Source organism: Nocardia sp. NPDC058058 (genome assembly GCF_042885355.1).
GTDB lineage: Bacteria > Actinomycetota > Actinomycetes > Mycobacteriales > Mycobacteriaceae > Nocardia.
This window is the reverse complement of sequence record NZ_JBHVSA010000004.1, coordinates 12,540-39,107: the sequence shown is the minus strand read 5'-3', so window position 1 is coordinate 39,107 and position 26,568 is coordinate 12,540. Positions and strand designations below refer to the sequence as shown.

Here is a 26,568-nt window from a genome sequence, read left to right as displayed (position 1 = left end):
CGGTACGAAATTACCCTTGCGGCCGGTAGTTGGCGCGCACCCGCTCGGCGAGGAAATCGGCGGCGGTGACGGGCGGGTAGACGCCCTGCGGGCCTTGGATTACGGCGTCGCGGTCGGCCTGGGCGAAGTAGGCGATGCTGTAGCGCTCGCCCTGATATTCGTCCGCGCCGGGACTGCGCACGCGATGGAAGTTCGACGGCAGCAGGTCATCGCTCCACCGGGTGAGCATGTCACCGATATTGCAGGTGATGAGCGCCGAGGACGGGGTGATGGAGGTCCACTGCTGTTCCGCCATCTCCTTGCCGGGGCAGACCTGGAGGCCGCCCTGTCCGTCGCGCTGGAAAAGCAGTGTGAGGCAGTCGAAGTCGGTGTGCGCGCCCGCCCGCCAGCGGCCGGGGACATCGCGCAGTTCGGCCGGGACGGCGAAGTAGTGCAGTAGCCGCAGCGTGGATTGGTAGTGCTCGGAGCCGGGATCGTGTGCGGCGGTGAAGTGTTCGCGGGGCAGGCCGAGCCGGTCGGCGAAGCAGGACAGCACCCGCATGGCGACCTGCCAGCACTGGTTCTCGAAATCCAGTATGGCGGTGGTGAATCCGGCCAGTTCGGCTTCGCTGGGCCAGCGGCCGGTCATATGCGGCCGGGTGATCTGATAGGACTCCTTCTGGTCCGGGACGCCGATGGAGGGGCGCACCTGACTCAGGCTCTCCCACCCGGCGTTATCGGCTTTTACCAGGGGGTACTGGGCTTTCACCGGTTCGGGGAGTTCGAAAAACCCTGCGGTGAGCGCGAATACGGCGTCGATCTGTTCCTGCGGGATGCCGTGGCCGGCGAGTTGGAAGAAGCCGATCTCGGTGGCGGCCGTCCACAGCTGGTCGGTGATCTCGGCGCGGCGTTCCTCGAAATCGGTGAGGTCGATGACGGCGATGGCACGGGTGGCTTCGGCGCCGAGTCCGCCCATCTGCTTCTCGCGGGCGATTTCCGCGGTGTCGTTGCTCATGGGATTCCTTGTCCGGTAGTCGTTTTCGGTCAGCTGGCGGTGACGGTGGTGTCGAGGAATTCCTTGTCGACCAGGTCGCGGGCGGTGAGTCCGGCGGGGACGGTCGAGCCGCCCTTGCGCAGGATGGGCGCGAACTGGTCGATGAGGCGTTGCACCCGGGCCTCGTCGAAGCTGCCGAGCACGCCGTCGGTGTCATTGCCGATGAGGCCGTTGTCGATCAGGGTCTTGGAGCCGTAGGCGGCCTGGCCCGCGCTGTACGGGGTGAAGTTGGCGCTCTTGGCGACCACGTCGACGACGAGATCGTTGACCCGAGTCGGGTCGGCGCGGAATTGGGCTGTGGCCCTTTGGATCATGGGCACCAGCTTCTGCAGGCAGGGTCGCAGTTCGTTCAGTTTGTCCTTGCGGACGTTGACGGTGCGGGCGTAACCCTCGTACCCCGTATCGCGCAGCAGTTGGTAGGCGATCGGCTTGTTCCACGCGGGTACCTCGTGCTCGTACACGTACGGCTCGGAGTTGGCGAAACCCTGCTGGGCGATGCGGGGATCGGCGACGAAGCGGGAGGGGCCGTTGTCGAAGGAGTTGTCGATCTGGTCGGCGCGCAGCAGGCCGCGCGAGACCAGCCAGTCCGGGTAGAGCTGGCCCTGGGAAACCACCACGGGCACACCGGCTTTGCCCATATCGGCGATACCGTGCCAGTCCGGATGGGTCTTCGGATCCCACATCAGCATTTGCGGGCTGCCGCGCAGCAGGGTGGTCACCGCGACGATGGGCTGTTTGTCCGCGGCGGCGATGGCGTGCTCGGAGTGACTGAGCCCCAGCGTGATCGAGGAGTCCACGTACATCTGCGAGGGCACGGTCTGGAAGCCGATGGCCGGTCCGCCCGCGCGGATCTCCAGTTTGACGCCGGTGTCCTTACCGTCCACCACCAGTGGGCCGACAACCTTGTTGTTCTCCGAATCCACCCGATAGCCGGGTCCGAGCAACCCGAAGATGGGGCCGGAATCGGTCTCGGGTTCCCACTGCAACTGCACCACGACCGAGGCGGGACAGACGCCCGCGAGTTGTTGTTCGGCAGGTGCGGCGGGGAGTTGAACCGCGGCAGCATCGTCCTCGGAGCTGGAACAGGCTGCGGCGGTGACGATTACGGCGGCGGCGAGGGCGGTGGTGCCGAGTCGGCGCAGGGAGGTGTGCATGAGTTCTCCACAGGGTGTTGATAGAGGAGAGGAAAGGTGGGGATGATTCAGCGACCGGAGGCGTGCCAGCGGCCGACGGTGAGGCGTTGAATGGCGGTGAACAGGGCGAATACGGCGACGCCGAAGAGTGCGGCCAGCAACAGCGCGGCCAGCAGATCCTCCGATTGCAGCCGGGCGCGGTAGGTGTCGAGCAGGGTGCCGATACCGGGTTTGCCCTTGGCGAAGAACATGTCGCCGATGACCGCGCCGGTCACGGCCAATCCGGCGGCGGTGCGCAGGCTGGTCATGATGGACGGCAGGGCGGCGGGCAATTCCAGGGATATCAAGCGGCGCAGGCGATTCGCGCGGCCGAGTGTGAAGAGTTCGCGAAGATTGCCGTCGACGGATTGGATGCCGAACAGTGTCATGGCGATGATCGGGTGCACCGCGATCAGCACGCACACCATGGTGCGGGCGGTCAGGCCGTAGCCGAACCAGAGTCCGATCAGCGGGACCACGGCGAGCACCGGAATAGCTTGCAGCACAACCGCATACGGATACACCACGCGTTCGACCGCTTTCGCCTGGCTCATCAGCACGCCGACGGCGATGCCGATCAGGGCGGCGAAGAACAGGCCGGTGACCGCCACTCGCGCGGTCACCGCGAGGGCGCGCAGCATCACCTCCAATTTCGCCGGGTCCGAGAGGGATTCACGGAACACCTGATGCGGCGGCGGCAACAGGAAACGACGCTCGGGGGCCAGCAGCACCAGCGAGACGGTGTACCAGGCGGCCAGCGCCAAACCGGTGCAGACCAGCGGTACAACGGTTTTGCGCAGCAGGTGATACGGGATACGCCAGACGGGAGCCGAGCGCAGCGGGGCGGAGACGGCCAGTCCTACCATCACGAAGCCTCTTTCAGGGAATGCGAGACCCGGGCCACCAGTTCGGTGAAGGCGGGCTCGAAGCGCAGCTCACGGTCGCGCGGATACGGCAGATCGATATCGAGGATCTGGTGGATACGGCCGGGGCGGGCCGACATGACCACCACCCGGTTCGCCAGGAAGACCGCCTCGGAGACCGAATGGGTGATGAACAGGGCGGTGAAGGCGTTGTCGCGGTACAGGCGCAGCAATTCCTCCTGCATGCCCAGGCGGGTGATCTCATCGAGTGCGCCGAACGGTTCGTCCAGCAGCATGAGTTCGGGTTCCAAGGTGAGCGCGCGGGCCAGCGAGACGCGCATGCGCATACCGCCGGAGAGTTGACCGGGGAGTTTGCCCGCGAAATCGGCGAGGCCGACGGCGGCGAGGGCGCGATTGGCGCGCTCGCGCCGGGCGGTGCGGTCGATGCCGCGCAGTTCGGCGCTGAGTTCGACATTGCGCAGCACTTTGCGCCAGGGCAGCAGGGTGGCTTCCTGGAAGATGAAGCCGACCGAATCGGTCTGCACCGCAACGGTTCCCGAGGTCGGTGCTTCCAGGCCCGCAGCCAGCCGCAACAGCGTGGACTTACCGCATCCGGAAGGACCTACGACGGCGACGAATTCGCCGCGCCGGACCTCCAGGTCGATATCGGTCAATGCGACGACCGCGCCGGAACCTTTGTCCGCGAAGCGTTTACCGATGCCCGCGAACGAAATCTCCGGGGAGTCCGGGGTATTCGCCGCCGGGTTACGCGGACGGGTTGCGGCCGGGCCGGGCACCGTGTCGTACAGGACCACCGCGCTCACCTTCTCTCTCGGATCGGGTACCTCGCACTGCCGGGCGTTGCGTGCACCGTGTGCATGAGACCAGTGTTGTCGAGCTGAATTACATGCAATCGTGTGACTGTTTCCAGTTGATTAACTGTCACTGCATGTGACTGAGCATCTTCACGAGCTCTCGCTCGTCCACCCGGGTGCTGCGGCCGTCGCGGATCACGGGCTCACCGTCCACCCAGACCGTGTCGACCACACGCGGTGAACCGGTGGTGAGCAGCGTCGCGCCCGGGTCACGGACCGGCAGGCAGGCGAAATCGCGGTCGAAGCGCAGCAGGGTGAGGTCCGCGCGGTCACCCACGGCTACGCCGGAATGCGTTGCGGCAGAGCCCAGTGCGCGGGCCGCGCCCCGGGTGGCCAGGCGCATCATGTCGTGGAAACCGAGCAGATCGGCGCGCTGATGCGCGGCGCGTTGCAGGTACGCGCCCATGCGCAGCGCCAGCAGCATGTCCTGGGTGTCATTGGAGGCCGCGCCGTCCACGCCGAGGCCGATATCGATTCCGGCGGCGAGCATGTCGGGTATCGGTGCGACACCGCTGCCGAGCCGCATATTGCTCAACGGGTTGTAGGACACCGCGACTCCGCGTTCGGCGAACACCGCGCGACCGCGCTCATCGAGCTTGCAGCAGTGCACGGCGAGGGTGCGCGGGCCGAGCAGGCCGCCCGCGTCCAGGTACTCGACCGCCGAACAGGCTGCATGCAGTCGGCACATGTCCTCGTCGGTGCTGGTTTCGAGCAGATGGATGGAAATGGTCTTACCCGTGCGATCGGCGTAGTCACGCACGGCCGCCATGCCCTCCGGGGTGAGGCAGCGTGGATTCGGCACGGCCAGCGCGGTGCCGATACGCGACCCCGCCAGATCTTTGTCCAGCTCGTCGATGTGCTCGAAGACCTCCGAAAGCGGTTGCACCAGGCGCGGATCCATCCCCCACTTGCGGGTCGGGTCCGCGCGATCGGCGATGCCACGGCCGAAAACCACTCGAATGCCGAGCTCGTCCAGCGCCCGCAGCGCCGCCGCGTGCACCTGCTCCGACGGATTCGGCCACATATGCTCGACCACGGTCGTCACCCCGCTACGCAACAGTTCGAGTCCGCCCGCGAGCGCCGCGATATACGTCTGCTCCGGTGTCGCCGCCACCGTGAATTCGCCTACGCAGTGCAACCATTCGAGCAGCGGCAGCCCCTCCCCCGCCCCGCGCAGCACGGACTGTTGAAGATGGGTGTGCGTATTGACGAACCCCGGAATGAGGTAGCCGCCGCGACCGTCGACGCGGAGTGCGGGGCGGTCCGGCCCGGGAGCGAAAGCCCCGGCAGCGATCGACGCATCGGCCGTTGGGCCGATCGCGATGATCAGGCCGTCCTCGACAACGACATCCCGCCCCGAAACCCATTGTGGGCCGGACTCTGTCGCGGCATAGACGGTGACATCAGAGATGACAGTGGACAGGGCTGCGCTGGGCACCATGCGGCATTCCTCCGGGAAATGCGGCTGGTTCGCCCGCCCTGCTGGAGCGGTGCACATGCGTCCGTTTCAGCCATGAACGCCGTGAATCGAGCCTATCGAGCATGTATTGCATACCGGTTAAGCCTGGATGCCACCCACGAAACCTGAATTGCATCCAACAGAGTGCGTGCGATCCGAGACCCCTCCGTCATCCCGGCATGTTTTTGGCCGGGATCCACACAAGCAGCTGGACCACCGCCCGGTGTGGATCCCGGCCAAAAGCGCGCCGGGATGACGGGGGTGGTGGTGCGGTCAGGGTTTGAGATCTGCGCCCGGGGCGAGGATTTCGACGGAGGGGGTGCGGTCGGGTTCGACGAAGGACAGCAAGGCGTGGGCTTCGGCTTCGATGTCGGCGCGTTCGGGGCGGGTCAGGGTGCGGGTGGGGCTGATGCGCAGGCGGGCGGTGTCGCCGGTGGGGAAGGTTTTGTAGAGGGCGGAGAGGTGGCCGTCGACCAGGATGGCGGAGACCTGGGAGGCGAAGGCGCGCAAGGGCGGTGCCGCGCCGTCGGGGATGATGCGGGTGCGGTCCTGGTGCGAGAGCAGGGCGTTGTCGTACCAGCCGAGCAGGCGGACGGGGGCGGGCAGGTCCGGGTCGGCGAGTTCGGCGTCGGCGGCGTCGTAGAGGGTGCGGCCGCGGTCGTCGGTGTAGGTGCGGACGCGGTCGCCGAGTTTCGCGACGGCGGTCTTCAGGCCGGTGAGCCGGGACCAGGTCTGCATGTCCATGGTGGTCGCGGGGCCGAAGGCGCGCAGGTAGCGGAGCAGCAGTTCCTCGACCGGATAGCCGGGGTCCAGGGGTGCGCCCAGCCAGGGTTCCACGCGGGACCAGACCGGGCGGCTGCTGTCCTTCCAGCGTCCGCGCGGCGGGGTTTGCAGGACGGGGAGCTGGTACAGCCAGGTTTGCAGCACCGCACCGGGATCGCGGTCCGGGTACAGCGCCGCTGCCTGGGCGCGCATATCGGCGGCGCTCATGGGTTCGTCGCCGAGCACCTTCTCGCCGTGCGCGCGCACCTCGTCGGGGTCGAGGCCGACCATGGCCCCGTAGTTGAATCCCTTACGGAACGGCACCTTTTCGAGCTCGGGCTGGATATGCGGTGCGATGCGCAACGCGTCCGGCGGTGTGACGAGGTGAATGGTGCCGCGCATCAACGTGATTCGCACCAGTGACCGGTCGTCCAGCGCCGCCGACACCACCGTGGGATCGAAATCGACCGTGCGACTCCATAATGCGATGAACGGCGGCAGCATGTCCTGCGCCTGCAGGCCGATCAGGTGGTCGCACAGCTGCGGCGCGGTGAGCGTGGAGCGCTCCAGCAGGTGCTGGCGCGCCAGCAGTGCGCGATTCAGAACCCGGTTGGTGAGCTTCACAATTCACGCACGCTACGGGAGTCCGGTGGTCCGCGGGCGCTCAGCGCAGGGTGACGACGACTTTGCCGGTGGCGGTGCGCTTGTCGAGCGCGGAGACCGCCTCGGCGGTGTGCGCGAGGCTGTACAGCACCGGTTCGGGCGGCGCGATATCGCCGTTGGCGAGCAGCGGCGCCACCTCGGCCCACTGCTCGGTCAGGTACCCGGGATGCGACATCACCCATTCGCCCCAGGCCGCGCCGATCACCTCGACGTTCTTGAGCAGCAGGCGATTCACCTTCACGGTGGGGATATCGCCCGCGGTGAAGCCGACCACCAGCACCCGGCCCGCCGAGGCGAGGGAGCGAATGCTGTCGGTGAAGCGGTCGCCGCCGACCGGATCCAGCACGATGTCCACGCCGCGTCCGCCGGTGAGTTCCTTGACCGCGGCCAGCCAGCCGTCGGTGAGCACCACATCGGTGGCCCCGTTGGCGCGCGCGACCTCGGCCTTCTCCTCGGTGCTGACCACCGCGATCACCCGGCCCGCGCCGAGCGCTTTGGCCATGCGCAGCGTGGAGGTGCCGATACCGCCGGCCGCGCCGTGCACCAGCACGGTCTCGCCGGGTGCCAGGCGGCCGCGCTTGGTGAGGCAGAAGTGCACGGTCAGGTCGTTGAAGAGCACGCCCGCACCGGCCTCCAGCGAGACGTTGTCGGGCAGTTTGAACACCATTTCGGCGGGGGTGACCGCGAGTTCGGCGGCGGCATTGCCGAGCAGGGTCAGCGCCACCACCCGGTCACCGGCGACCACGTGCGTGCCCTCGGGCGCTTCGCGCACGATGCCGGCGACCTCGCAGCCGACGATGTACGGCAACTGCGGCTTCATCTGGTACTGCCCGCGCGTCATGAGCACGTCCGGGAAGGCGATTCCGGCGGCGTGCACCTCGATGACGACACCGCCGGGGTATGCGGCGGGCTCGGGCATATCGAGCACCTCGATGCTCTCCGGGCCTTCCAGCTTGCTCACCACGGCTGCGCGCATGCCAATACTCCGATCAATCCACCTTTGGATACTCCGCCGAACGTAACCCATGGACCTGCGGCGTGTCACCGTCGGCGTGCCGGAGATTCGTTCGGTCAGCGGTGCGAGTATTCGATCATCGTCTCGTTCGCCAGCACATTCCCGCCCTTCACGATGGTCAGGGTGGCCGCGGAGATCCGATATTGCGTGCCGTCGGCGGGATTGGTGGCGGTGAAACCGCCGCTGCCGTCCGGGACCGGATCATCGAGTTCGATGCCCGCGCCGTCACTGTTGCGATAGCCCTTGTAGTAGTAGCGGCCGACGCCGGTGCGGCAGACCAGCACCCGGGAGGCGGCGGTGCGGCCGATGGCATACGCGGGATTGTCGGCGTTGCAGCGCGGGCTGCCCGCGAAACCCTGTGCGTCCGTACCGGATACCGATCCGATGAAGGGCGACAGCGCGGGACTCGGGGTGGTGGTGACCGGGGTGGTCGGCCGCGATATCGCACCGGCGGTGGCGCTGCTCGCATTGGTGGCGGTCAGCATGGTGGACGGCGCGACGGAGGTCCCGCCTCCGCCCGCCGTGCCGCCATTGTCCTTGCCGGACAACAGCAACCAGCCCAGAATTCCGCCGAGCACCAGCACCATGCCGACCAGCGCGCCGACCACCACCGGCATACTGCTGCGCACCGGAGGCGGCAAAGGCAATGGGGCCGAGGGATGTTCGCGCGGCAGCCCGGCCGGAACGCCGTACCGGGTCGGCTGCGACGCCTGATGGTCGACCGGCCCGGACGGATGCCCGCCGTATCCGAGCGTTCCGCCCGGACCGGCGAAACCCAGCGGACCCGAACCCGGATCAGCGAAACCCCGTGGACCCGAACCCTGCCCGGACAGGCTCTGCGGACCCGAACCGTAGCCGGGGTGGCCGACGGGTCCGGACCCCGGATCGGCGGTGCGGTGCGGTTGCGATGGGTGCGCGGGGCCCGGGTACGTGGGCGGGACCACCACGGTCGCCGGGGCGGAGATGCGGGTGACCTGGTTCTCGGCGTGCAGTAGCGCGGTGCGGGCGGCGCGGGCGAGCTGTCCGGCGGTGGCGTAGCGATGCGCCGGATTCTTCGCCATCGCGGTCGCGATGACCTGGTCGAAACCGGCGGGGACACCGGCGCGGGCGCTGGGGCGCGGCGGCGGGGTCATCATGTGCGCGCGAATGGTGGCGAGATTGCTGTCGGTCTTGAAAGGTATTTCCCCGGTGAGGCTTTCGTAGAGTACGCAGCCGAGCGCGTAGATGTCCGCGCTCGCCGAGACCGCGGCGCTCTGTTCGAAACGTTCGGGGGCCATGTACGCGAACGATCCGATGGCACTGCCCATACTCGTCAGCTGCACATCGGATTCCGCGTGCGCGATCCCGAAATCCACCAGGTACGCGAACAATTCACCGGTCAGCAGAATGTTCGCGGGTTTGATATCGCGATGCACCAGCCCGATCTGATGCGCGGCGTCCAGCGCGGCGGCGATCTGCTCCGTCACGGTGACCGCGGACTGCGGCGGCAGCGGGCCCTCATCGGACAGGTAGGCCTTCAGATCCCGGCCGCGCACCAGGCGCATATCGATGAACAGCACACCGTCCACCTCGCCCCAGTCGTGCACCAGGATGACGTGCGGCTCCTGCAGGCGGGCGGCGGTATGCGATTCGCGGCGGAATCGCTCCACGTAGGTGGGCGATTTCGCCAGTTCCACATCCAGCAGTTTCAACGCGACCGTGCGATCGCGGACGGTGTCGTAGGCCTCGTAGACCTCGCCCATCCCCCCGACGCCGAGTAGGCGTCGCAATTCGTATTGTCCGAACCGAGCTCCGGCCCTGTCTCCTGCGGCCACGGGCGCAGCCTCCCCTGTCTGTATCCAGCCCCAGGAAAAAGGCTACGGCGCTCGAGCCCGGCTGTCATGACCCTGAAGGAACCGGGTCAGCGATGCGCGTATTCGATCATCTGCTCATTCGCCAGCTGGGTGCCGTCCTTGTCGATGGACAGCGCGGCCGCGGACACGTGATACCGGGTGTTGTCGGCGGTGTTGACGGCGGTGAAACCACCGGACCCGTCCGGCACCGGATCGTCGATCTCCTGCACCGCGCTATCGCTGATCCGGAAGCCCTTGTAGTAGTAGCGGCCCGCGCTCGTGCGGCAGATCAGCACCCGGGACGCGGCGGTGCGGCCGATGGCGTACGCCGGATCGTAGGCGTTGCAGCTCGGCCCGGCGGTGAAACCCTGTGCGTCCGTGGCGGATACGGATCCGATGAAGGGCGCGAGGGTGCGGGTGACGGGGCCGGTGGTGCCGGTCGCGGCGGTCCCGCCCCCGCCACCGCTACCGTGCACCAGCAGCCAGGCGAGCACGCCACCGGTCACCAGCACCCCCACCAGCAAGGCGCCGATGAGAATCGGCCGCGAGCCGCGGTCGCGCGGCGATGCGGGCAACGGGGCGGACGGATGCTCACGCGGCATAACCGGGTGCGGCGGCACGGGACGTTGAGCTACCGGCTGCGGACGCCCATGCGGAAGTGCCTGGGAGACAGCGGATTCCGGCGGCGTGGTGATCTGCGGCCGGGTTTCGGGGAGGGGCTGCCCGCCGCCGGGGTGCGCCGGTGCGGCGAATTCGGAGAGGGCGGCGCGCGCCGCGCGGGCCAGGTCGCCGGCCGAGGCGTACCGGTCGGCCGCGTCCTTCGCCATGCCGGTGGCGACCACCCGGTCGAAACTCGGTGGCACGCCCCGGCGGTCGCTGGGGCGCGGCGGCGGGGTGAGCATATGCGCGTGCACGGTGGCCAGATTGCTGTCCCGCAGGAAAGGCGGCCGCCCGGTGAGGCTTTGGTACAGCACGCAGGCGAGCGCGTAGATATCGGTGCTCGCGGAGACCGCGGTGTGGTGTTCGAAACGTTCGGGGGCCATGTACGCGAAGGAACCGATCGCACTGTTGGCGCTGGTGAGCTGCACATCCGATGCCGCGTGCGCGATACCGAAATCCACCAGGTACGCGAAGAGCTCACCGGTGAGCAGAATGTTCGCGGGTTTGATGTCGCGGTGCACCAGACCGCTCTCGTGTGCGGCGTCCAGGGCGGCGGCGACCTGTTCGATCACCTCGACGGCCTGATGCGGCCGCAGCGGTCCGTGCGCGGTGAGATGGTCGTGCAGATCCTGGCCGCGCACCAGGCGCATATCGATGAACAGCACGCCGTCCACCTCGCCCCAGTCGTGCACGGGAATGATGTGCGGTTCCTGTAGCCGTGCGGCGGTGCGGGATTCGCGCCGGAAACGTTCCACATAGGTGGGTGATTTGGCCAACTGGGTATCGAGCAGTTTCAACGCGATCGTCCGATCGCGGACGGTGTCGTAGGCCTCGTACACCTCGCCCATACCGCCGACGCCCAATAATCGCCGCAATTCATATTGCCCGAATCGCGTTCCGGCCCTGTTCGTTGCGGCCACCCGTGTGCCCTCCCATGGTGCTGTCCTCAACAGGAAAAGGCTACGGGCCGGGCCCGCGACTGTCATTCCCGGGCGCTCGTCGGTCCCGGCTGATAGGAGTATCGGACGACTCGACGCGAGTGTGTGACGCACGCCCCGTAAAGTCATGTCACAGCAAGCACCGCACGAAACGCGGCACACCGTGCAGCGCGAGGAGCACCAGTGTCACACGATCAGCCACTAGCCCCGCTTCCCCAGGAGGGCATGGGCTTCGCCTCGGCGTGGCCCGTCCGGGCTGGCGACGTGGACCCCTACCAGCGGTTACGGTTCGACGCCGTCGCCCGCTATCTGCAAGATATCGCCTGGGAGGAAATGCATTCCGGGTTCTTCCATCGCACCGATCCGGCCTGGATCGTACGGCGCACGGTGGTGGATGTGGTCAAACCCATCCACTGGCCGGACCGGGTGGAATTGACCCGCTGGTGTTCGGCCATGTCGACCCGGTGGACGAATATGCGGGTGCGCATCACCAGCGAGAACGGCGGTCTCATCGAGACCGAGGGTTTCTGGATCAATATCAACGAGTTCACCAATATGCCGACCCGCATCAGCGATGAGGGCCTGGCCGAACTCGCCCGCACCACCAGTGAACATCGATTGCGCTGGCGGCCGTGGCTCGTCGATCACACGCCGCCGGAATCGGATACCGATCTGACGTATCCGGTGCGCGCCACCGATATCGACCAGTACAACCACGTGAACAATGCCGCGTATTGGCAGGCCGTGGAGCAGTACCTGGTGGACTATCCGAAACTGGTGGCGGGACCGCATCGCGCGGTCATCGAATACATCGCGCCGGTGCTGGCCCGTCAGCACGTGACCGTGCGCAGTCGCTACGAACCCGGTGACCGGACCGGGCATCCGGTGCTGCGACTGTGGTTCGTGGTGGGCGGCATCACCACCACGACGGTGCGGATCGGCCCGCTGCCCACGGAGTGAGGCGCGGCCGAAACCTCTGGATTGCCGGACATTCCCGGCAAAATCGCGATCACTGAATGTTTGCCTGACACACTCTCGGCAGGCCGATCGCCATCCGGTGATCGAAGACAGGAGATCGCCGGTATGAGAGTCACCCACTGCGCGCTGATCGTGGTCGCGCCCGCACTGATCGCCCTCACCGCGTGTAGCCATTCCTCGGATTCGGCGAAGAGCAGCGCGACTTCCACCGCGAAGCCGACCGCCGCGATAACCACCACCACGATCGCCGGTAAGCCCGCACCGCCACCGACCTTGCCGCCCAACCCGACCCGGCCGCCGGTGCCCACCACGCAATCGCTCTCCGATGTCGATTGCGGACCAATAACCGGAGCCAATGGCGCGAGCTCGAATGTGATCGCGTACGCCAATCAGGCCGGCCGTCCCGGCTGTACCGAGGCCATCACCGTCGCAAGCGATTACGTCAACGCCACCCGCACCGGCGATGCGGTCCAGGTCGACGGCTGGACCTGTGAACCGCAGCCGGACACCGTGATTCCGCGCATCTGCTTCAAGGACGGCTTCCTGATCGGCCTGCGCGGCGCGGCGGCCCCCAACCCACCCGTGGCCCCGACCACGCCACCACCCACCACGACCCCGGCGAAACTCGATGACGTCAACTGCGGCACCGTCACCGACGCGGGCGGCGGCACCCGCACCGTCATCGCGGTCGCCTCCCCCGCCGGGCGGGTCGGCTGCACCGAGGCCATCAATGTGGCGACCACCTACGCCCAGACCATCAGCGATACGGACGCGGCCACCATCGACGGCTGGTCCTGTAACTCCCAGCCCGATCCGGCCACTCCGTCCGCCTGCGCCAAGGACGGCCTCACCATCGCCCTGCGCGCGAACTGATCCCGACACGAATATGACTGCGGCCCATCCGATTCGGACGGGCCGCAGTCATATGATTGTGCTATGACTAGCCTTTGGCGGCCTTCAGCAGGTCTGCCAGGCTGGTGAACTTCACGCGGGGGCGGCCGGCGGCCTTGCCCGCGGTGCGCTCGGCCTGATCGATGGCCTTCCAGCCCTCGCGGCCGACCATATCGGGCTGCCGCTCGGACAGCAGGGCGTCCAGGTCGGCGCGATTCGATTGCGGGGCAGCGAGTTTGCCATTGGTGAAATCGGCGATCAGGTGATCGACGGTCTCCTGCGAATCGACCCGGTTGGAGCCGATGACGCCGCGCGGGCCGCGCTTGATCCAGCCCGAGACGTACACGCCCTGCACCGGATTGCCGTCGGCGTCCACGACCCGGCCCGCGGCATTGGGCACCACGCCCCGGGTGTCGTCGAACGGGATATCGGCGATGGGCGCGCCGCGGTAGCCGATGGAACGCAGCACCAGCGAGGCTTCCAGGTGGTTGGTGCGCTCCGAGGGGCGGGCCACGGTGCGGCCGTTCTCCTCGACGAGTTCGTTGTGCACGTACTCGACCGCCTCCACCTTGTCGTCACCGGTGATGGCGGTGGGCGAGACCAGGTAGTGGAAGACGATGCGCTTATTGCCCGGTGTGGCCGCCGCGCCCGCGTACTCCTTGGCGAGGGTGTACTTGAGCGCGAGTGAGGGTTCCACCTCGGCGTGATCCAATTCGGCCTGGCTGGCCGGATCGAGCACCAGATCGTCGGGGTCGACGATCACGTCGACGCCCTTCAGGTGCGCCAACGCCAGGAACTCCGAGGAGGTGTAGGCGGCCTGCAGCGGACCTCGGCGGCCCAGCACCACCACTTCCTTGATATTGCTGCGGCGCAGCGCGTCCAGGGCGTGATCGGCGATATCGGTCTTGGCCAGCTCGTCCGGATCGACGGTCAGCACACGCGCGACATCCAGGGCCACATTGCCGTTGCCGACGATGACGGCCCGCTCACCCGAGAGGTCGAATTCGCGGTCCGCGAAATCCGGGTGCCCGTTGTACCAGGCCACGAACTCGGTGGCGGAGTGGCTGCCGGGCAGGTCCTCACCGGGTACGTCGAGTTTGCGGTCGGTGGAGGCGCCGTGCGCGTAGAGCACGGCGTGATGATGCGCGAGCAGTTCCTCGTGCGAAACGTGCTTGCCCACCTCGACATTGAGGCGGTACTGCAGCGCGTCCCGGCGGAAGGCGGATTCGAACAGGCTCGCCACCGATTTGGTGCCCGGATGATCCGGGGCGACACCCGCGCGCACCAGGCCGTACGGGGTGGGCAGCCGATCGAACAGCTCGACCTCGACATCGGCGCGGCGCAATAGCTCCTCGGCCGCGTAGCAGGCGGCCGGACCCGCGCCGACGATCGCGACCCGCAGGGTGCCCAGATTCTTGGGCGCGCGGGTCGGCGGCACCAGCGGTTCGAAGTTCGATTCCAGGGGATGCCGCACGAAGTACGCGGCATTGATGTCCTTGAATCTCGCCAGCGACGCCAGTAGGTCGTCCTCGGAGAAGATGGCGTCGACCGGGCAGGCGTCTACGCACGCGCCGCAGTCGATGCAGGTATCGGGGTCGATGTAGAGCTGTTCGGTCGAGGCGAACTCGCGTTGCTCAGGGGTGGGACGAATGCAATCGACCGGACACTCGGGTACGCAGCTGGCGTCGTTGCAACAACGCTGCGTGATCACATAGGCCATATCTCGCAGATCCTCGAAACAGTCGCGTGGTGCTACTCCGCTCGGGGTTCGAGCAGGGCGGGTAGAACACGTTCTAATATATCGGCGCTCCGGCGCCTTGCGGCACGCAGGTGTGACACCACCATTCAGTGTGCCTCGAGTGTGAGGCGGGTCTCCTGCCGGGAGCGGGATCAGCGGTTGTGAGACCAGTCTCGGCAGGTAGAACGGCGGGGCATACCGTAGTGCGCATGGCACGGACCCTTATCTTGATGCGCCACGGCAAATCCGGCTACCCGGACGGCGTGGCGGACCATGAACGACCGCTCGCGCCGCGCGGTCTGCGGGAGGCTGGACTGGCCGGAGACTGGCTGCGCGCGACCCAGCCGCCCATCGACGCGGTGTACTGCTCCACCGCCACCCGGACCCGCGAAACGCTCGCCGCGACCGGCATCACCGCGCCCGTGACGTACGAGAAATCCATCTACGAGGCGTCGCCGCACGCGCTCATCGAATTGGCGCGGCTGGCGGACGACGCCGTGCACACGCTGCTGATGATCGGCCACTCCCCCGGAATGCCGTGGACCGCATGGGAACTGGCCGCCAACCGGGATTCGGCCGCGGCGGATCAGCTCAGCACGAAATTCCCCACCTCGGCGCTGGCCGTACTGGAATTCGACCGCCCCTGGGCGGACATCGACACCGGCACGGGCGAGCTGGTCACCTTCCACGTGCCGCGATAGCACTCCGCGACCCGAAGAGGCGGTGATCGCGGGTGCTGCCGGGAGATGCGGGCTAGCCGAGTAGTTTGCCCCGCCAGACGACCACGCCGCCCACCACGAGCAGCAGCAGGAGCGCCGGGAAGAACCCGAGCAGCCACCACACGACGCCGAATACCGCCACCACCGGCAGTGCGGCGATGGCCGCGATGACCGGCTGTTCCTTCACCGACTCCAGCGCGGAGCGCGCCCGAACCCGATCAATGTCTTTTGCCATGCCCCCAGCGTAGGCGCGTATCGGCGGCTGTTCAGCCCGGAAACGAACCTCGCACCCCGGCACGCCGGAGCAATCGCGGCCCCGGCCGAATCCGGGCAGAATGGGCTTGCTTGGAGTGCACTCCAGGTCGGTAGCGTCGATACCGGGGCCGAGTGCCCCGGCGGCGGCGAGATTCCAGGCACGGAAGGGCGGGCAGATGGGTTCGACAGCATCGTTGGAGGCGTCGGTTCAGCACGGTCCCGAGTACGAGCGGCCGCGGTATTCGATCGGTGAGGTGTCCGAGCGCAGCGGGCTCACCCGGGACACGCTGCGCTGGTACGAGCGCATCGGCCTGCTGAACTACGTCGGCCGCGATCACGCCGGGCAGCGCCGGTTCAACGATCGCGATCTGGATTGGCTCTCACTCATCGGGAAACTGCGCCGCACCGGCATGTCGGTGGCCGATATGGTGCGCTACGCCGAACTCGTGCGCGCGGGCGAGCACACCTTCCCCGAACGCCTGGACATGTTCCGCCACACCCGCGCCGAGGTGCTCGCGCAGATCGAAGAGCTGAAACAGACTGTCGCCGTGCTGGATTGCAAGATCGCCCACTACGAAGGCGTTCCGGGACCGGACTGGCGCACCGTGCTCGCGTGCACGCCGATCGCCGATCAGGAACTCGCCCGCACCACCTGAGCGCGCCCGCCGCCGGAAGGCGAAAAAATGAGCCCGTCACCGGAAAGGTGACGGGCTCAACGCATTTCGACCATTCAGCCCGCGAGGCTGATGGTGTGGCCGGTGTGGTCGATCTTGGCGCGCAGGTAACGCAGGTTGTCCGGCGTGGAATGCACGCCGGTCGGCACCGTATCGCGCAGTCGCACACCGAGTTCGGTGAGCTGGCGCGCCTTCTCCGGATTGTTGGTGAGCAGATCCAGTTCGCCGACGCCGAGCGCGCCGAGCATCTGCGCGGCGGCGGTGTAGTCGCGGGCGTCTTCGGGCAGGCCCAGGGCCGCATTGGCCTGGTAGGTGTCCAGACCGCCGTCCTGCAGGGCGTAGGCGTCGAGCTTGTTGTAGAGGCCGATATCGCGGCCCTCCTGGCGCAGGTAGAGCAGGATGCCCCCGGCCTCGCTGATCAGCTGCACGGCCTCGCGCAGTTGCGGTCCACAGTCACAGCGCGCGGATCCGAAGACGTCGCCGGTCAAACACTCCGAATGCAGTCGCACCAGCGGGGTGTCCCCCGCCTCGCCCAGGATCAGTGCCAGGTGTTCGCGTCCGTCGGCGAGACCGTCGAAGGTGACGGCCTCGGCGGTGGTGGCGTAGCCGTCGGCGAAGGTCAGCGGTATCCGTACGCGGGTGCGGACCTTCGCACCATCGCTCGCTGTGGGGCTCATGGCCGCTCCGAGATTCGTGATCGACATTCTGCGGTGTCGCAACCTCGGCGGGCCGCCGGGTATTCCGAACACGCCCTTGTTCAGAATCACAGGCCGTGATCGCCGAACCGGAGGGCGGGGTTCGGCTTCGCGGCATACGATGCCCCCACTATGCAGTCGCTCGTATCCCATGACCGTGTCTGGATAGACAAACAGACACCAGAGGTCTTCCACGCGCTCAACAGTGTGGCCGCCGCGGTGCGAACCGCCGCTGCCGCAGTCGATCTCGGCCGGGCGGTGATGGAGTTGGTGAACGTGCGCGTCTCCCAGCTCAATGGCTGCGCCTACTGCCTCGATGTGCATTTCCGGGCCGCGCGGGAAGCCGGGGTGACCACCCAGCAACTCGCCGTACTGGATGCCTGGCAACGCAGCCCGGACCTCTACTCCGACCAGGAGCGGGCCGCGCTCGTCCTGGCCGAAACCGTCACCGCACTACCGGGCGAAGCGGACATCGAACGTGAGTATGCTGCTGCGCGGCAACACCTGTCGGATGACCAGGTGTCCGTCCTCATCTGGGCCGCGACCACGATCGGCGCCTTCAACCGGGTCTCGATCATGAGCAAGCATCCGGTGCGGGTACGAAAGGAGAACTGAACAATGAGCGAACAAGCCGTGGCGGCGACCGTCGTCCGCAATGACTCGCAACACCGCTATGAAGTCTGGTACGGCAACTCGCTCGCCGGGTTCACCGAATACCGCGAACGCGATAGCGACACCATCTTCATCCACACCGAGGTCGACCCCGCGTTCGGCGGCAAGGGCCTGGGCAGTGTGCTCGCCCGCCAGGCCATCGAGGATGTGATCGCGCGCGGGCGCGTCATCGTGCCGCGCTGCCCGTTCATCAAAGCCTGGCTGGACAAGCACCCCGACTACGATGAGCACGTGGTCGGCAAGGGCATCAAACGATGAGTGACCTGGAATCGCATCCGGAGGAATCGCTGTGCGAGGCCTCCGGGCGACCCGGGCCGCGCGCGGTCTTCTTCCCCGCCCGTGAGGTGCCGCTCGGCGGTGTGCGCGGGGTGACGGTGTTCCGGTCCCTGCCGCAGCGCGATCTGCCGACGGTGGGCGCGTGGTGCTTCCTGGACAATTTCGGCTCCGGATCCGAGGCGCATCCGGACGGGCACGATATCGATCCGCATCCGCATATCGGATTGCAAACCGTCACTTGGCCTTTGAACGGGCGCATCCGGCATCGCGACAGCGTCGGGTCGGATGTGGAGATCCGGCCGGGGCAGTTGAACCTGATGACCTCCGGGCGCGGCATCTCGCATTCGGAATATCGGGTGGCCGGGCACGAATCGGGGGCGGGGCTCCAGTTGTGGATCGCGCTGCCGCGGGAAAGTGCCGGTGTGGCACCGCATTTCGAACAGCACCGGGATCTGCCGGAGTTCAAGCTGGACGGGCTGCACGGGGTCGTGTTGATCGGCTCGCTGGCCGGGCACACCTCACCCGCCACCGCCTACACCCCGATCGTCGGCGCGGATCTGAATGTCGACGCGGGCGCGGATCCGACGCTGCCGCTGAACCCCGAATTCGAGCACGCGCTGCTGGTCATCGAGGGTTCGATCACCGCGGACGGCACCGAGGTCACCCCGGGCAGTCTGTTCTACCTGGGCAGTGACCGCACCGAACTGCCGCTCACCAGCGGCGCGGGCGGGCACGCCATCCTGGTCGGCGGCGAACCCTTCGCCGACGACCTGGTCATGTGGTGGAACTTCGTGGCGCGCAGCCACGAGGAGATCGAAGACGCCCGAAATGCTTGGGAGGCACACGATCTCGCGCGCTTCCCGGATATCGCGGGCCACACCCCCGACCAGCGCATACCCGCGCCGCCGCTGCCCCCGCTGCACCTGAAACCCCGCAAACGCCGCTGCTGACCCGACCGGTTGGCACCGCAGCCACCCGCCCGTCATCCCGGCGCGCTTTTGGCCGGGATCCACACTCCCAGTGGCACAGCAGATTTCAGTGGATTCCGGCCAAGAGCATGCCGGAATGACGGGGTGGGCTGGTCAGTGGTGGGCGTTCAGGTTCTGCGTACCTATGACACGGAGTAGATCCAGCTTCTCCTGGGTGTCGGTGCCGGGCTTGGGGTAATAGACCAGCAGGCGGCGGGTGGCGCTGGGGGTGAGCAGGGGTTCGCAGACCAGTTCCAGCAGGCCGACTTCCGGATGGATCATGCGCTTGTCCTGACCGGCGCGGTCGCGGATCTCGTGCGCGTTCCAGAGTTCCTCGAATTCGGCACTGGCGGAACGCAATCGGGCCACCAGCTCGGTGATGTCGGCGTCACCGGCGCGGGCGGCGGCGGTGGCGCGCAAACCGGCAACGTGATTGCGGCCCATGGTGTCCCGATCCTCGGCCGGGAATTTCTCGCGCTCGGACGGGGAGGTGAACCACAGCCACGGGATACAGCGATCCAGGCCGCGCCGCTGCGAATAATCGCCGGAGATCAGCGTGTGCATGCGGTTCTGTACCAGGAACTCGCCGAGGTCCGAGACCACGCAGGCGGGCGTGTCATCGAGCTTGGTGAGCACATGCAGAATGCCCGGGCCCACATGGGTATCGCCGCCGCGCGCGGGCGGCTGCTGCCCCGCCAGGTGATAGAGGTGATCGCGCTCGTTATCGGTGAACCGTAGCGCCCGCGCCAGCGCCGCCAGCACCTGGATGGACGGCCGCGGCCCGCGCGCCTGCTCCAGCCGGGTGTAGTAGTCGGTCGACATGCCCGCGAGCATCGCCACCTCATCGCGCCGCAACCCCGGCGTGCGCCGCCGCGCGCCCTCGGGCAGGCCGACGGCGGCCGGTTGCAGGGCCTCTCGATGCCGCCGCAGGAAGTCGGCTAATTCGTCGCGATTCACTCCCCCACTCTCCCGCGTCCGCGCCCACCTATCCAGGTACCAACGGTCCCTGCCTCCCCCCGCACCGCCCCGAATCCCCGGATGCCGCCACACCCGCGCCCGAACACCACCGGGTCTCGGCTCGAGAATCGCCCGGTCCCGGCCGGATGACGACCGGCCCTGCCACAAGGACGCCCCGGTATCGGCCCGAGGACGACGAGTTCAGGCGAGAGGACGCGGGGTTCGGGCACAGAATGCCCGGTCCAGACTCGGGAACGCCAGGGTTCAGGCGTGGGCGGAACCAGGGATCGGCGATCCCTGGATGAGCGGTCCTCTCCCGGGACCGGGTTCCAGGGCGCAGGCTCGTGTCATGACCAAGAACCTCAGCACCGTTCAGCTCGGCACGACCGGGCCCGTCGTTTCGCGCATCGGCCTCGGGGCCATGGGGATGTCCGGGATGTACGGGGCCAGTGACGAGGCGACCTCGATCGCCACCGTGCACGCGGCCATCGACTCGGGCGCGAATCTTATTGATACCGGCGACTTCTACGGTATGGGGCATAACGAGTCGCTGATCCGGCAGGCGCTGACCGAGCGCAAGCGGGAAGACGTGCTGCTCAGCGTGAAGTACGGGGCGCTGCGCGGGCCGGGCGGGGAGTTCGGCGGGGTGGATACCCGGCCCGCCGCCACGCGTAATTTCCTGGCGTATTCACTGCAAAGGCTCGGCACCGACTACATCGATATCTACCGGCCCGCGCGGCTCGACCCGAACGTGCCGATCGAGGAGACCATCGGCGGGCTCGCGGAACTGGTGCAGGCCGGATACATTCGGCACATCGGACTGTCCGAGGTGGGCGCGGATACGCTGCGCCGGGCCGCGGCCGTGCACCCGATCGCCGATCTGCAAATCGAGTACGCGCTCATCACGCGCGGTATCGAGAAGGAAATCCTGCCCGCCGCAAGGGAACTCGGCATCGGCATCACCGCGTACGGGGTGCTCTCGCGCGGGCTGCTCAGCGATTCCCTGCGCGGCGGAGCGCAATTCGCGCCGAGCGACTTCCGCGCGCACAGCCCGCGCTTCCAGGGCGAGAACCTCACCGCCAACCTGCGGCTGGTGGAGGCGCTCGCCGAGATCGCCGCGCGGCACGAGGTGAGCGTGGCGCAGCTGGCCATCGCCTGGGTGCTCTCGCGCGGCGACGATATCGTGCCGATCATCGGCGCGCGCCGCCCCGAACGCTGGACCGAAGCCGTTGCGGCCGTGGATATCCAGCTGTCCGAGGCGGAACTGGCCGCGATCGAGGCGGCGGTTCCGGCCGACCAGGTCGCGGGCGGGCGCTACGCCGAAGCTCAGATGGCCATGCTGGACAGCGAGCGGTGATCGGCGGATAGCTGTGGATCCCGGCCACAAGCACGCCGGGATGACGAGGGTGCGCCGAGATTATTTGCGGCGGGGGCGGATGACGGCGGTGAAAGCCGCCGAGGCCACGGCCTTTCCGGTGCTGTCGGTGATGGTGACCGGCACCTCGAGTTCGATTTCGGTCCGGGACTGGATATCCGCGCGGGTCGCGGCGATCAGTTCCGGTTCGAGCACCGAGGTCGCGGTGAACGGGCCGAGTTCACCCTTGGCGCGGGCCAGATAGGTGATGCGGCCGTCCCGGGCGACGATGAAGGTCTCGCCCATCAGGTCGACGATGCCGGAGATGGACGCGCCCATGGCGGCGGTCTCGGCGAGGCCGAACAGCAGGGCCGCGTGGATATCGCCATTGTGGTTGAGGTGTTCGGGGCGCGGAGCCATGGCGACCACATTGCGGCCGCTGGCGAATTCCACCGCCTCGATACCGGTGAACTGGATGAAGCCGAGCTTCTTGAATCCGGCCATCACCAGATCGCCCATGGTGGCGCTGTCCATCGCATCTCCTACAGAAATTGAAACGTGTTCCAATTTCTATACCGGGTGCGAGGCGATGTTGTCCATGGCCCGGTCACGGCAGATTGTCCGGGGCCACCAGTCCCAGCACCTCCGCCGTCCGCGACATGGTGTGCCGCGCCAGCCGGGTATCGGCCGCCAGACTCTGCCCCAGCGAGGGGATCAGATCACGCAGGGACCCCGCCCACAATCCGCGATAGCGCGGGAAGCAACGCTCCAGCACATCCAGCAGGATCGACACCGCCGAGGACGCCTCGGACGACGCGCCCAGCACGCCCGCGATACTGCCGTCCGCCGACGACACCACCTCGGTGCCGAATTCCAGCACGCCCCGGCCGTTCGCATCGCGCTTCACCAGCTGGGCGTACTGCCCGGCCTTGATCATCGTCCAGTCCCCGGTATTCGCGGCGGGCGCGAACTCGCGCAGTACGGCCATCTTCCGGCCCCGGGTGGCGGTCATCTGGGTCAGCAGCAGCCGGATCAGCCCGGAATCACCCTTGTGCACCGAGGCCAGCGAACCCACATTGTGCGAGCGCAACGAGACCGCCGTATCCAGCATCGAACCGTGCTTCAGCAGTTTCGGATTCGCCCCGGCATAGGGTCCGAACAACAGCGCGCGTTTACCGTCGATCACGCGAGTGTCCAAGTGCGGCAGCGATATCGGCAGCGCCCCGCGCTTGGCCCGGCCATAGACCTTGGCATGATGCTGCGCGACGAGTTCGGGATTGTCGCAGCGCAGGAAACGCCCGCTCACCGGCAGCAGGCCGTAGCCCTGCACCTGCGGAAGTCCGGCATTCTGCAGCAGTTTCAGCGCCCAGCCGCCCGCGCCCGCGAATACGAATCGGGTATCCACCCAGCGGGTGAGGCGATCGTTATCGGTGAACTGGTGAATGCGCAATTGCCAGGAGCCGTCATTGTTCTTGCGCATCCCGCGCACTTCGCACCGCCGATGGATCTCCACCCCGGACGCTTCCAGATAGGCGAACATCTGCCGGGTAAGCGAACCGTAGTCGACATCGGTGCCGGTGACATCGCGGGTCGCGGCGAACGGCTCGTACAGCCCGCGGCGCTCGGTGAGCAGCGGCGACCAGCCTTCGATGGTCTTGGATTCGGCACTGAACCGCATTCCGCTGAAAAGCGGCTGGGCGGAGAGGGTTTCGAATCTGCGACGCAGGAAATCCACATCATCGGTGCCGTGCACGAGCGCCATATGCGGCACCGGACTGATGAAAGTGTCCGGCTTACCCAGTATTTCGGCCTCGACCAGCGACGCCCATAATTGCCGGCTCTGCTGGAAATGCTCATTGACGGTCACCGCCCGCGCGATATCGATACCGCCGTCCGGATTCTCGCTCGTGTACTCGAGTTCGCACAGTCCGGCATGCCCGGTTCCGGCGTTATTCCACGGGGCGGATGCCTCCGCCGCGAGTTCGGGCAATCGCTCGTACACCGCAATCGACCAGGTCGGTTCCACATGTTTGAGCAGGATGCCGAGTGTCGCGCTCATGATCCCACCGCCGACCAGCACCACATCGTAAGGACGCAGGGCCGCTTGCGTATTCATAGTCATGTCTCCGGAGAACCCCAATGGACTTGTAGAGCGTTCGGAGCACGCTAACAAGCATCGGGGTCGAGCGCCCGTCGGTCGTTTCCCACCGCGCGAACCATTGCCCGAGCTGTCATACGAGCGTATGGTCCATGTTCATACAGTCGTATGAGAGGGGTGGGATCATGCTTCGCATCATCGAATTTCTCGGACTCTGCGCACCGGTGGTCGGGGCCGGGCTGGTGCTGTACTACCGGCGGCGCATGGGGGCCGCACTGGGCTACGCCCTCGTCGCCGCGGTGCTCGCACTACTCGGCTCCGCCATCGGCATGCTCACCGAACGCGCCATGTGGTTCGGTGGCGGCGGCGCCCACGGCATCACCGAACGCATGGAATTCGGTGCGGGACTGCGCAATCTGTTCCTCGCCGGAGCCTGGCTGCTACTGCTCGTGGCCGTACGACTGCGGCGGCAGGTGCGGGCATGAGCGCGCCACTGCTGTTCGAGGTGAGCGAGATCGCGGTGCTCACCCTGGCCGCCGGTACGCTCGGGGCCGGAGTGAGCATGCTGCGGCGCTATCCGGTCGCCGGGGCCGCACTGCTGCTCGGCGCGCTGGCCTGGCTGCTCGCCGAGGGCCTGCACTGGTTGCAGATCGGCGTCATCATGCCGGGACTGGAAGGCGAGGAACATGATTCGGCGCGATTCATGGTGAGCATGATCGGCGACGCGCTGTATTTCGGCGTCGGCGGCATCGGACTGCTGCTGCTGTTCTTCGCGGCCGTGGCCGACCGGGAAACGCGCGGGGATCAACGCCGCGAACCGCTCGCGCTGGCCCAGCAGGTGGGGGCGCAGGCGTGGCGGTACTACCGGAGTGCGCGGGGCCGTGGTGGCCGCTACTAGCCGCGAAGCCGATCGGCGCGGCGATCTGCTGGAACGCCTCGCCGACGCCATCGCCGAGAACGGCATGGAGGGCGTCAGCATTCGCGATCTCGCCACCCGCGCCGGCGTGTCGATCGGCACCGTGCAGTACTACTTCGCCACCAAAAGCGATCTGCTGCAATCGGTCTGGCTGTACGTCCGGGAACATGCCGCGCGCCGCTTCACCGACTCCGGGGTCGCCGATATGGCCCCGGCGGATCAATTGCGCAAGCTGACCGAACTGCTGCTCACCCCGGCCCATGACCATCGGCTCTCCCGGGTGTGGTTCGCGCTGGCGGCGCGCGCGGCACACGATCCGCAGATCGCGGCACTGCATCGGGAACAGTGGCAGGGCACCGAAGAACTGCTGAATCGCGTACTGGCCCGGGCGAATCCGGAACGCGAGCGCGAAGCCGCCGATGCCGCGGCGGCACTGCTGGCCCTGCTCGACGGACTCTCCATCTCGGTCATCACCGAACCCGAGCGTATGCCGCCCGAGCGCGCGGCCCGCATCGGGAACGCCTGGGTGGAAGCCTGGCTGACGTAGGAACTTTCAGCGCTGGCGGGCGCGATATGCCGCCACCGCGTTGCGGTTGCCACAGGCGGTGCTGCAGTAGCGGCGGGAACGGTTGCGGGACAGGTCCAGGACAATGCCCTCGCAGGTGTCGTCGGCGCAGATCGCGAGGCGGCTGAGCTCGTTCGCGCGGATCAGGTCGATCATGGCCATGGCGGTCTCCACGGCGATGCGGACCGGCAGCGGGGCATCCGCCGCCACCGCGTGGATGTGGTAGTCGAGGTCGTCGTGGCGGACCAGCTGCGGGACGGCGCGGTGCTCGGCCAGGATGTCGTTCACCAGGTGCACGGCGGTATCGCGGTCGCTGGTGAGCAGGCGGCGCATGGGCGCGCGCTGGGCTCGGACGGCGTCCAGTTCGGCGGTGCCGCCGGTGCGGGTGCCGGTGTAGCCGTGCCGCAGGAAGAAGTCCTTCAACTGGGCGGTTTCGGTCATCGTGTCCGGGGGTTCCGCCGAATTCACCAGATCTACGGCGGCGGCGAGCGATGCCACCGTGTCATCAGCAAAAAGCATGTTGACATATTACACACATCCCGCTTAGCGTCATTAGTCATGGCGACGTTGACACATGACACCCCCGTGCGCGGCCGACTCGGCAACGGGCTGCTCCTCGCGGCGCTGTCCGCATCGTCCTTCGGACTCTCCGGGGCGCTCGCCCGCGGGCTCATCGATTCGGGCTGGAGTCCCGCCGCGGTCGTCATCGTGCGCGTGCTGATCGGCGCGGCCGTGCTCGCACCCGTCGCCGTCTACCAGCTGCACGGCAACTGGGAACTGCTGCGCCGCAACAAATCCCTGCTCATCGGCTACGGACTGCTCGCGGTCGCCGGAGCCCAGCTCTCCTACTTCAACGCCGTCGCGCACATGGACGTCGGTGTCGCACTGCTCATCGAATACACCGCGCCCATCGCCGTCATCGCCTGGCTGTGGCTGCGGCACAGCCAAAAGCCCGGCCGCGTAACGATTCTCGGCGCACTCATCGGCATCGCCGGACTCATCCTGGTGCTCGACCTGAACTCCGAGGTGCCGACCAGCTGGGTCGGCATCCTCTGGGCGCTGGGCGCAATGGTCGGCGCGGCAGGCTATTTCATCCTCTCCGGCAGTGCGGGCGACGCCGTGCCCGGCACCGTGCTCGCCACCGGCGGCCTGCTGGTCGGCGGCGCCGGCATCCTGCTGGCCGGACTCATCGGCATCGTCCCGCTGGACGCGAGCACGAAACCCGTTGCCTTCCACGGATTCACCACGTCATGGTGGCTGCCGCTGCTCGCGCTCGCCGTCATCACCGCCGCGCTCGCCTACGTCACCGGCATCGCGGCCACCCGCGCGCTCGGATCCCGGCTGGCCTCCTTCGCGGCCCTGTCCGAAGTGCTGGCCGCGATCATCTTCGCCTGGGCACTACTCGGCCAGACCCCGCACCTCATCCAATTGCTCGGCGGCGTACTGATTCTGGCCGGTGTCGTGGTCGTGCGACTCGGCGAACCCGCCGAGATCGCCGACGAACCGACCCTCAGCGAACCGCGCTGAAGAAGACACGGAC

The 26,568-nt window shown here is 67.4% G+C and carries 28 protein-coding genes; 12 read left to right on the top strand and 16 right to left on the bottom strand.

From position 1 onward, the window contains the following. Window positions 1–10: 10 nt before the first annotated feature. The 9 genes from ACFVUS_RS31585 to ACFVUS_RS31545 all read right to left on the bottom strand — a co-directional run bounded on the left by ACFVUS_RS31585 (window position 11) and on the right by ACFVUS_RS31545 (window position 11,284). Complete coding sequence (locus ACFVUS_RS31585; protein ID WP_387774885.1) at window positions 11–994, bottom strand: isopenicillin N synthase family dioxygenase; 984 nt, start codon at window positions 992–994, stop codon at window positions 11–13. 29 nt (window positions 995–1,023) lie between these two features. Further along, window positions 1,024–2,187, bottom strand: a complete 1,164-nt coding sequence (locus tag ACFVUS_RS31580; RefSeq protein WP_387774882.1) for a nitrate ABC transporter substrate-binding protein — start codon at window positions 2,185–2,187, stop codon at window positions 1,024–1,026. Between the two features lie 47 nt (window positions 2,188–2,234). Next, window positions 2,235–3,071 (bottom strand): ABC transporter permease, encoded by an 837-nt coding sequence (locus ACFVUS_RS31575; RefSeq protein WP_387778386.1) that lies wholly within the window; start codon window positions 3,069–3,071, stop codon window positions 2,235–2,237. Further along, entirely contained in the window at window positions 3,071–3,802 is a 732-nt protein-coding gene (locus ACFVUS_RS31570; RefSeq protein WP_387778383.1) for an ABC transporter ATP-binding protein, read from the bottom strand. Before ACFVUS_RS31570 ends, ACFVUS_RS31575 begins: the two co-directional genes overlap by 1 nt. A gap of 208 nt (window positions 3,803–4,010) precedes the next feature. Further along, window positions 4,011–5,384 carry an amidohydrolase family protein gene (locus tag ACFVUS_RS31565; protein WP_387774879.1) on the bottom strand — a complete coding sequence of 458 codons (1,374 nt, stop codon included), beginning with the start codon at window positions 5,382–5,384 and terminating at the stop codon, window positions 4,011–4,013. A 291-nt stretch (window positions 5,385–5,675) separates the two neighbouring features. Beyond that, window positions 5,676–6,788 (bottom strand): winged helix DNA-binding domain-containing protein, encoded by a 1,113-nt coding sequence (locus ACFVUS_RS31560; RefSeq protein WP_387774876.1) that lies wholly within the window; start codon window positions 6,786–6,788, stop codon window positions 5,676–5,678. Window positions 6,789–6,828: 40 nt separating this feature from the next. Continuing rightward, window positions 6,829–7,803 carry an NADPH:quinone oxidoreductase family protein gene (locus ACFVUS_RS31555; protein ID WP_387774873.1) on the bottom strand — a complete coding sequence of 325 codons (975 nt, stop codon included), beginning with the start codon at window positions 7,801–7,803 and terminating at the stop codon, window positions 6,829–6,831. A gap of 95 nt (window positions 7,804–7,898) precedes the next feature. Continuing rightward, a complete protein-coding gene (locus tag ACFVUS_RS31550; RefSeq protein WP_387774870.1) occupies window positions 7,899–9,656 on the bottom strand; it encodes a protein kinase in 1,758 nt (585 codons plus the stop codon). Window positions 9,657–9,742: 86 nt separating this feature from the next. Further along, the gene (locus ACFVUS_RS31545) at window positions 9,743–11,284 is read right to left on the bottom strand and encodes a protein kinase (protein ID WP_387774867.1); all 1,542 of its coding nucleotides are present in this window, start codon (window positions 11,282–11,284) and stop codon (window positions 9,743–9,745) included. A gap of 171 nt (window positions 11,285–11,455) precedes the next feature. Between ACFVUS_RS31545 and ACFVUS_RS31540 the strand changes: the two genes are divergently transcribed. Continuing rightward, window positions 11,456–12,232, top strand: coding sequence for an acyl-[acyl-carrier-protein] thioesterase (locus ACFVUS_RS31540; protein WP_387774864.1), 777 nt, complete (start codon window positions 11,456–11,458; stop codon window positions 12,230–12,232). 123 nt (window positions 12,233–12,355) lie between these two features. Next, window positions 12,356–13,123: a hypothetical protein gene (locus ACFVUS_RS31535; protein WP_387774861.1), complete on the top strand. Its 768-nt coding sequence runs from the start codon at window positions 12,356–12,358 to the stop codon at window positions 13,121–13,123. Between the two features lie 67 nt (window positions 13,124–13,190). On the opposite strand, the gene ACFVUS_RS31530 is transcribed toward ACFVUS_RS31535, so the two are convergent. Next, the gene (locus ACFVUS_RS31530; RefSeq protein WP_387774858.1) at window positions 13,191–14,861 is read right to left on the bottom strand and encodes an FAD-dependent oxidoreductase; all 1,671 of its coding nucleotides are present in this window, start codon (window positions 14,859–14,861) and stop codon (window positions 13,191–13,193) included. 227 nt (window positions 14,862–15,088) lie between these two features. Between ACFVUS_RS31530 and ACFVUS_RS31525 the strand changes: the two genes are divergently transcribed. Continuing rightward, window positions 15,089–15,580, top strand: coding sequence for a SixA phosphatase family protein (locus tag ACFVUS_RS31525; RefSeq protein WP_387774855.1), 492 nt, complete (start codon window positions 15,089–15,091; stop codon window positions 15,578–15,580). A 52-nt stretch (window positions 15,581–15,632) separates the two neighbouring features. Here ACFVUS_RS31525 and ACFVUS_RS31520 read toward each other — a convergent pair whose 3' ends face one another. After that, the gene (locus tag ACFVUS_RS31520; protein ID WP_387774852.1) at window positions 15,633–15,833 is read right to left on the bottom strand and encodes a hypothetical protein; all 201 of its coding nucleotides are present in this window, start codon (window positions 15,831–15,833) and stop codon (window positions 15,633–15,635) included. A 196-nt stretch (window positions 15,834–16,029) separates the two neighbouring features. Between ACFVUS_RS31520 and ACFVUS_RS31515 the strand changes: the two genes are divergently transcribed. Then, the gene (locus ACFVUS_RS31515; RefSeq protein WP_387774849.1) at window positions 16,030–16,509 is read left to right on the top strand and encodes a MerR family transcriptional regulator; all 480 of its coding nucleotides are present in this window, start codon (window positions 16,030–16,032) and stop codon (window positions 16,507–16,509) included. 74 nt (window positions 16,510–16,583) lie between these two features. On the opposite strand, the gene ribA is transcribed toward ACFVUS_RS31515, so the two are convergent. Beyond that, complete coding sequence (gene ribA / locus ACFVUS_RS31510; protein WP_387774846.1) at window positions 16,584–17,204, bottom strand: GTP cyclohydrolase II; 621 nt, start codon at window positions 17,202–17,204, stop codon at window positions 16,584–16,586. A 150-nt stretch (window positions 17,205–17,354) separates the two neighbouring features. Here ribA and ACFVUS_RS31505 point away from each other — a divergent pair, with 150 nt between their 5' ends. From ACFVUS_RS31505 to ACFVUS_RS31495, 3 genes are read left to right on the top strand one after another with little or no spacing between them, the layout of a single operon-like run. After that, window positions 17,355–17,837, top strand: coding sequence for a carboxymuconolactone decarboxylase family protein (locus ACFVUS_RS31505; protein WP_387774843.1), 483 nt, complete (start codon window positions 17,355–17,357; stop codon window positions 17,835–17,837). A gap of 3 nt (window positions 17,838–17,840) precedes the next feature. Then, window positions 17,841–18,152: a GNAT family N-acetyltransferase gene (locus ACFVUS_RS31500; protein WP_387774840.1), complete on the top strand. Its 312-nt coding sequence runs from the start codon at window positions 17,841–17,843 to the stop codon at window positions 18,150–18,152. Beyond that, window positions 18,149–19,120, top strand: coding sequence for a pirin family protein (locus ACFVUS_RS31495; RefSeq protein WP_387774837.1), 972 nt, complete (start codon window positions 18,149–18,151; stop codon window positions 19,118–19,120). Before ACFVUS_RS31500 ends, ACFVUS_RS31495 begins: the two co-directional genes overlap by 4 nt. Window positions 19,121–19,252: 132 nt before the next feature. Here the strand turns inward: ACFVUS_RS31495 and ACFVUS_RS31490 are convergent, their stop codons facing one another. Further along, entirely contained in the window at window positions 19,253–20,095 is an 843-nt protein-coding gene (locus tag ACFVUS_RS31490) for a helix-turn-helix transcriptional regulator (protein WP_387774834.1), read from the bottom strand. Window positions 20,096–20,444: 349 nt separating this feature from the next. On the opposite strand from ACFVUS_RS31490, the gene ACFVUS_RS31485 reads away from it, so the two are divergent. Continuing rightward, window positions 20,445–21,452 carry an aldo/keto reductase gene (locus tag ACFVUS_RS31485; RefSeq protein ID WP_387774831.1) on the top strand — a complete coding sequence of 336 codons (1,008 nt, stop codon included), beginning with the start codon at window positions 20,445–20,447 and terminating at the stop codon, window positions 21,450–21,452. 60 nt (window positions 21,453–21,512) lie between these two features. Here ACFVUS_RS31485 and ACFVUS_RS31480 read toward each other — a convergent pair whose 3' ends face one another. Then, window positions 21,513–21,983, bottom strand: coding sequence for a PaaI family thioesterase (locus ACFVUS_RS31480; protein ID WP_387774828.1), 471 nt, complete (start codon window positions 21,981–21,983; stop codon window positions 21,513–21,515). Between the two features lie 73 nt (window positions 21,984–22,056). Beyond that, on the bottom strand, window positions 22,057–23,565 hold the full coding sequence (mqo, locus tag ACFVUS_RS31475) for a malate dehydrogenase (quinone) (protein ID WP_387774825.1): 1,509 nt from the start codon (window positions 23,563–23,565) through the stop codon (window positions 22,057–22,059). Between the two features lie 167 nt (window positions 23,566–23,732). On the opposite strand from mqo, the gene ACFVUS_RS31470 reads away from it, so the two are divergent. Genes ACFVUS_RS31470 through ACFVUS_RS31460 form a run of 3 tightly spaced genes read left to right on the top strand, consistent with a single transcriptional unit; the run spans window position 23,733 to window position 25,010 of the window. Then, window positions 23,733–24,032, top strand: a complete 300-nt coding sequence (locus tag ACFVUS_RS31470; RefSeq protein WP_387774822.1) for a hypothetical protein — start codon at window positions 23,733–23,735, stop codon at window positions 24,030–24,032. Continuing rightward, window positions 24,029–24,445 carry a hypothetical protein gene (locus ACFVUS_RS31465; protein WP_387774820.1) on the top strand — a complete coding sequence of 139 codons (417 nt, stop codon included), beginning with the start codon at window positions 24,029–24,031 and terminating at the stop codon, window positions 24,443–24,445. Before ACFVUS_RS31470 ends, ACFVUS_RS31465 begins: the two co-directional genes overlap by 4 nt. Continuing rightward, window positions 24,432–25,010, top strand: a complete 579-nt coding sequence (locus ACFVUS_RS31460) for a TetR/AcrR family transcriptional regulator (RefSeq protein ID WP_387774818.1) — start codon at window positions 24,432–24,434, stop codon at window positions 25,008–25,010. The genes ACFVUS_RS31465 and ACFVUS_RS31460 overlap by 14 nt, the downstream gene beginning before the upstream one ends. Window positions 25,011–25,016: 6 nt before the next feature. Here the strand turns inward: ACFVUS_RS31460 and ACFVUS_RS31455 are convergent, their stop codons facing one another. Next, the gene (locus ACFVUS_RS31455; RefSeq protein WP_387774815.1) at window positions 25,017–25,547 is read right to left on the bottom strand and encodes a CGNR zinc finger domain-containing protein; all 531 of its coding nucleotides are present in this window, start codon (window positions 25,545–25,547) and stop codon (window positions 25,017–25,019) included. Window positions 25,548–25,586: 39 nt separating this feature from the next. On the opposite strand from ACFVUS_RS31455, the gene ACFVUS_RS31450 reads away from it, so the two are divergent. Beyond that, a complete protein-coding gene (locus tag ACFVUS_RS31450; protein WP_387774812.1) occupies window positions 25,587–26,555 on the top strand; it encodes a DMT family transporter in 969 nt (322 codons plus the stop codon). The last annotated feature ends 13 nt before the right edge of the window (window positions 26,556–26,568 follow it).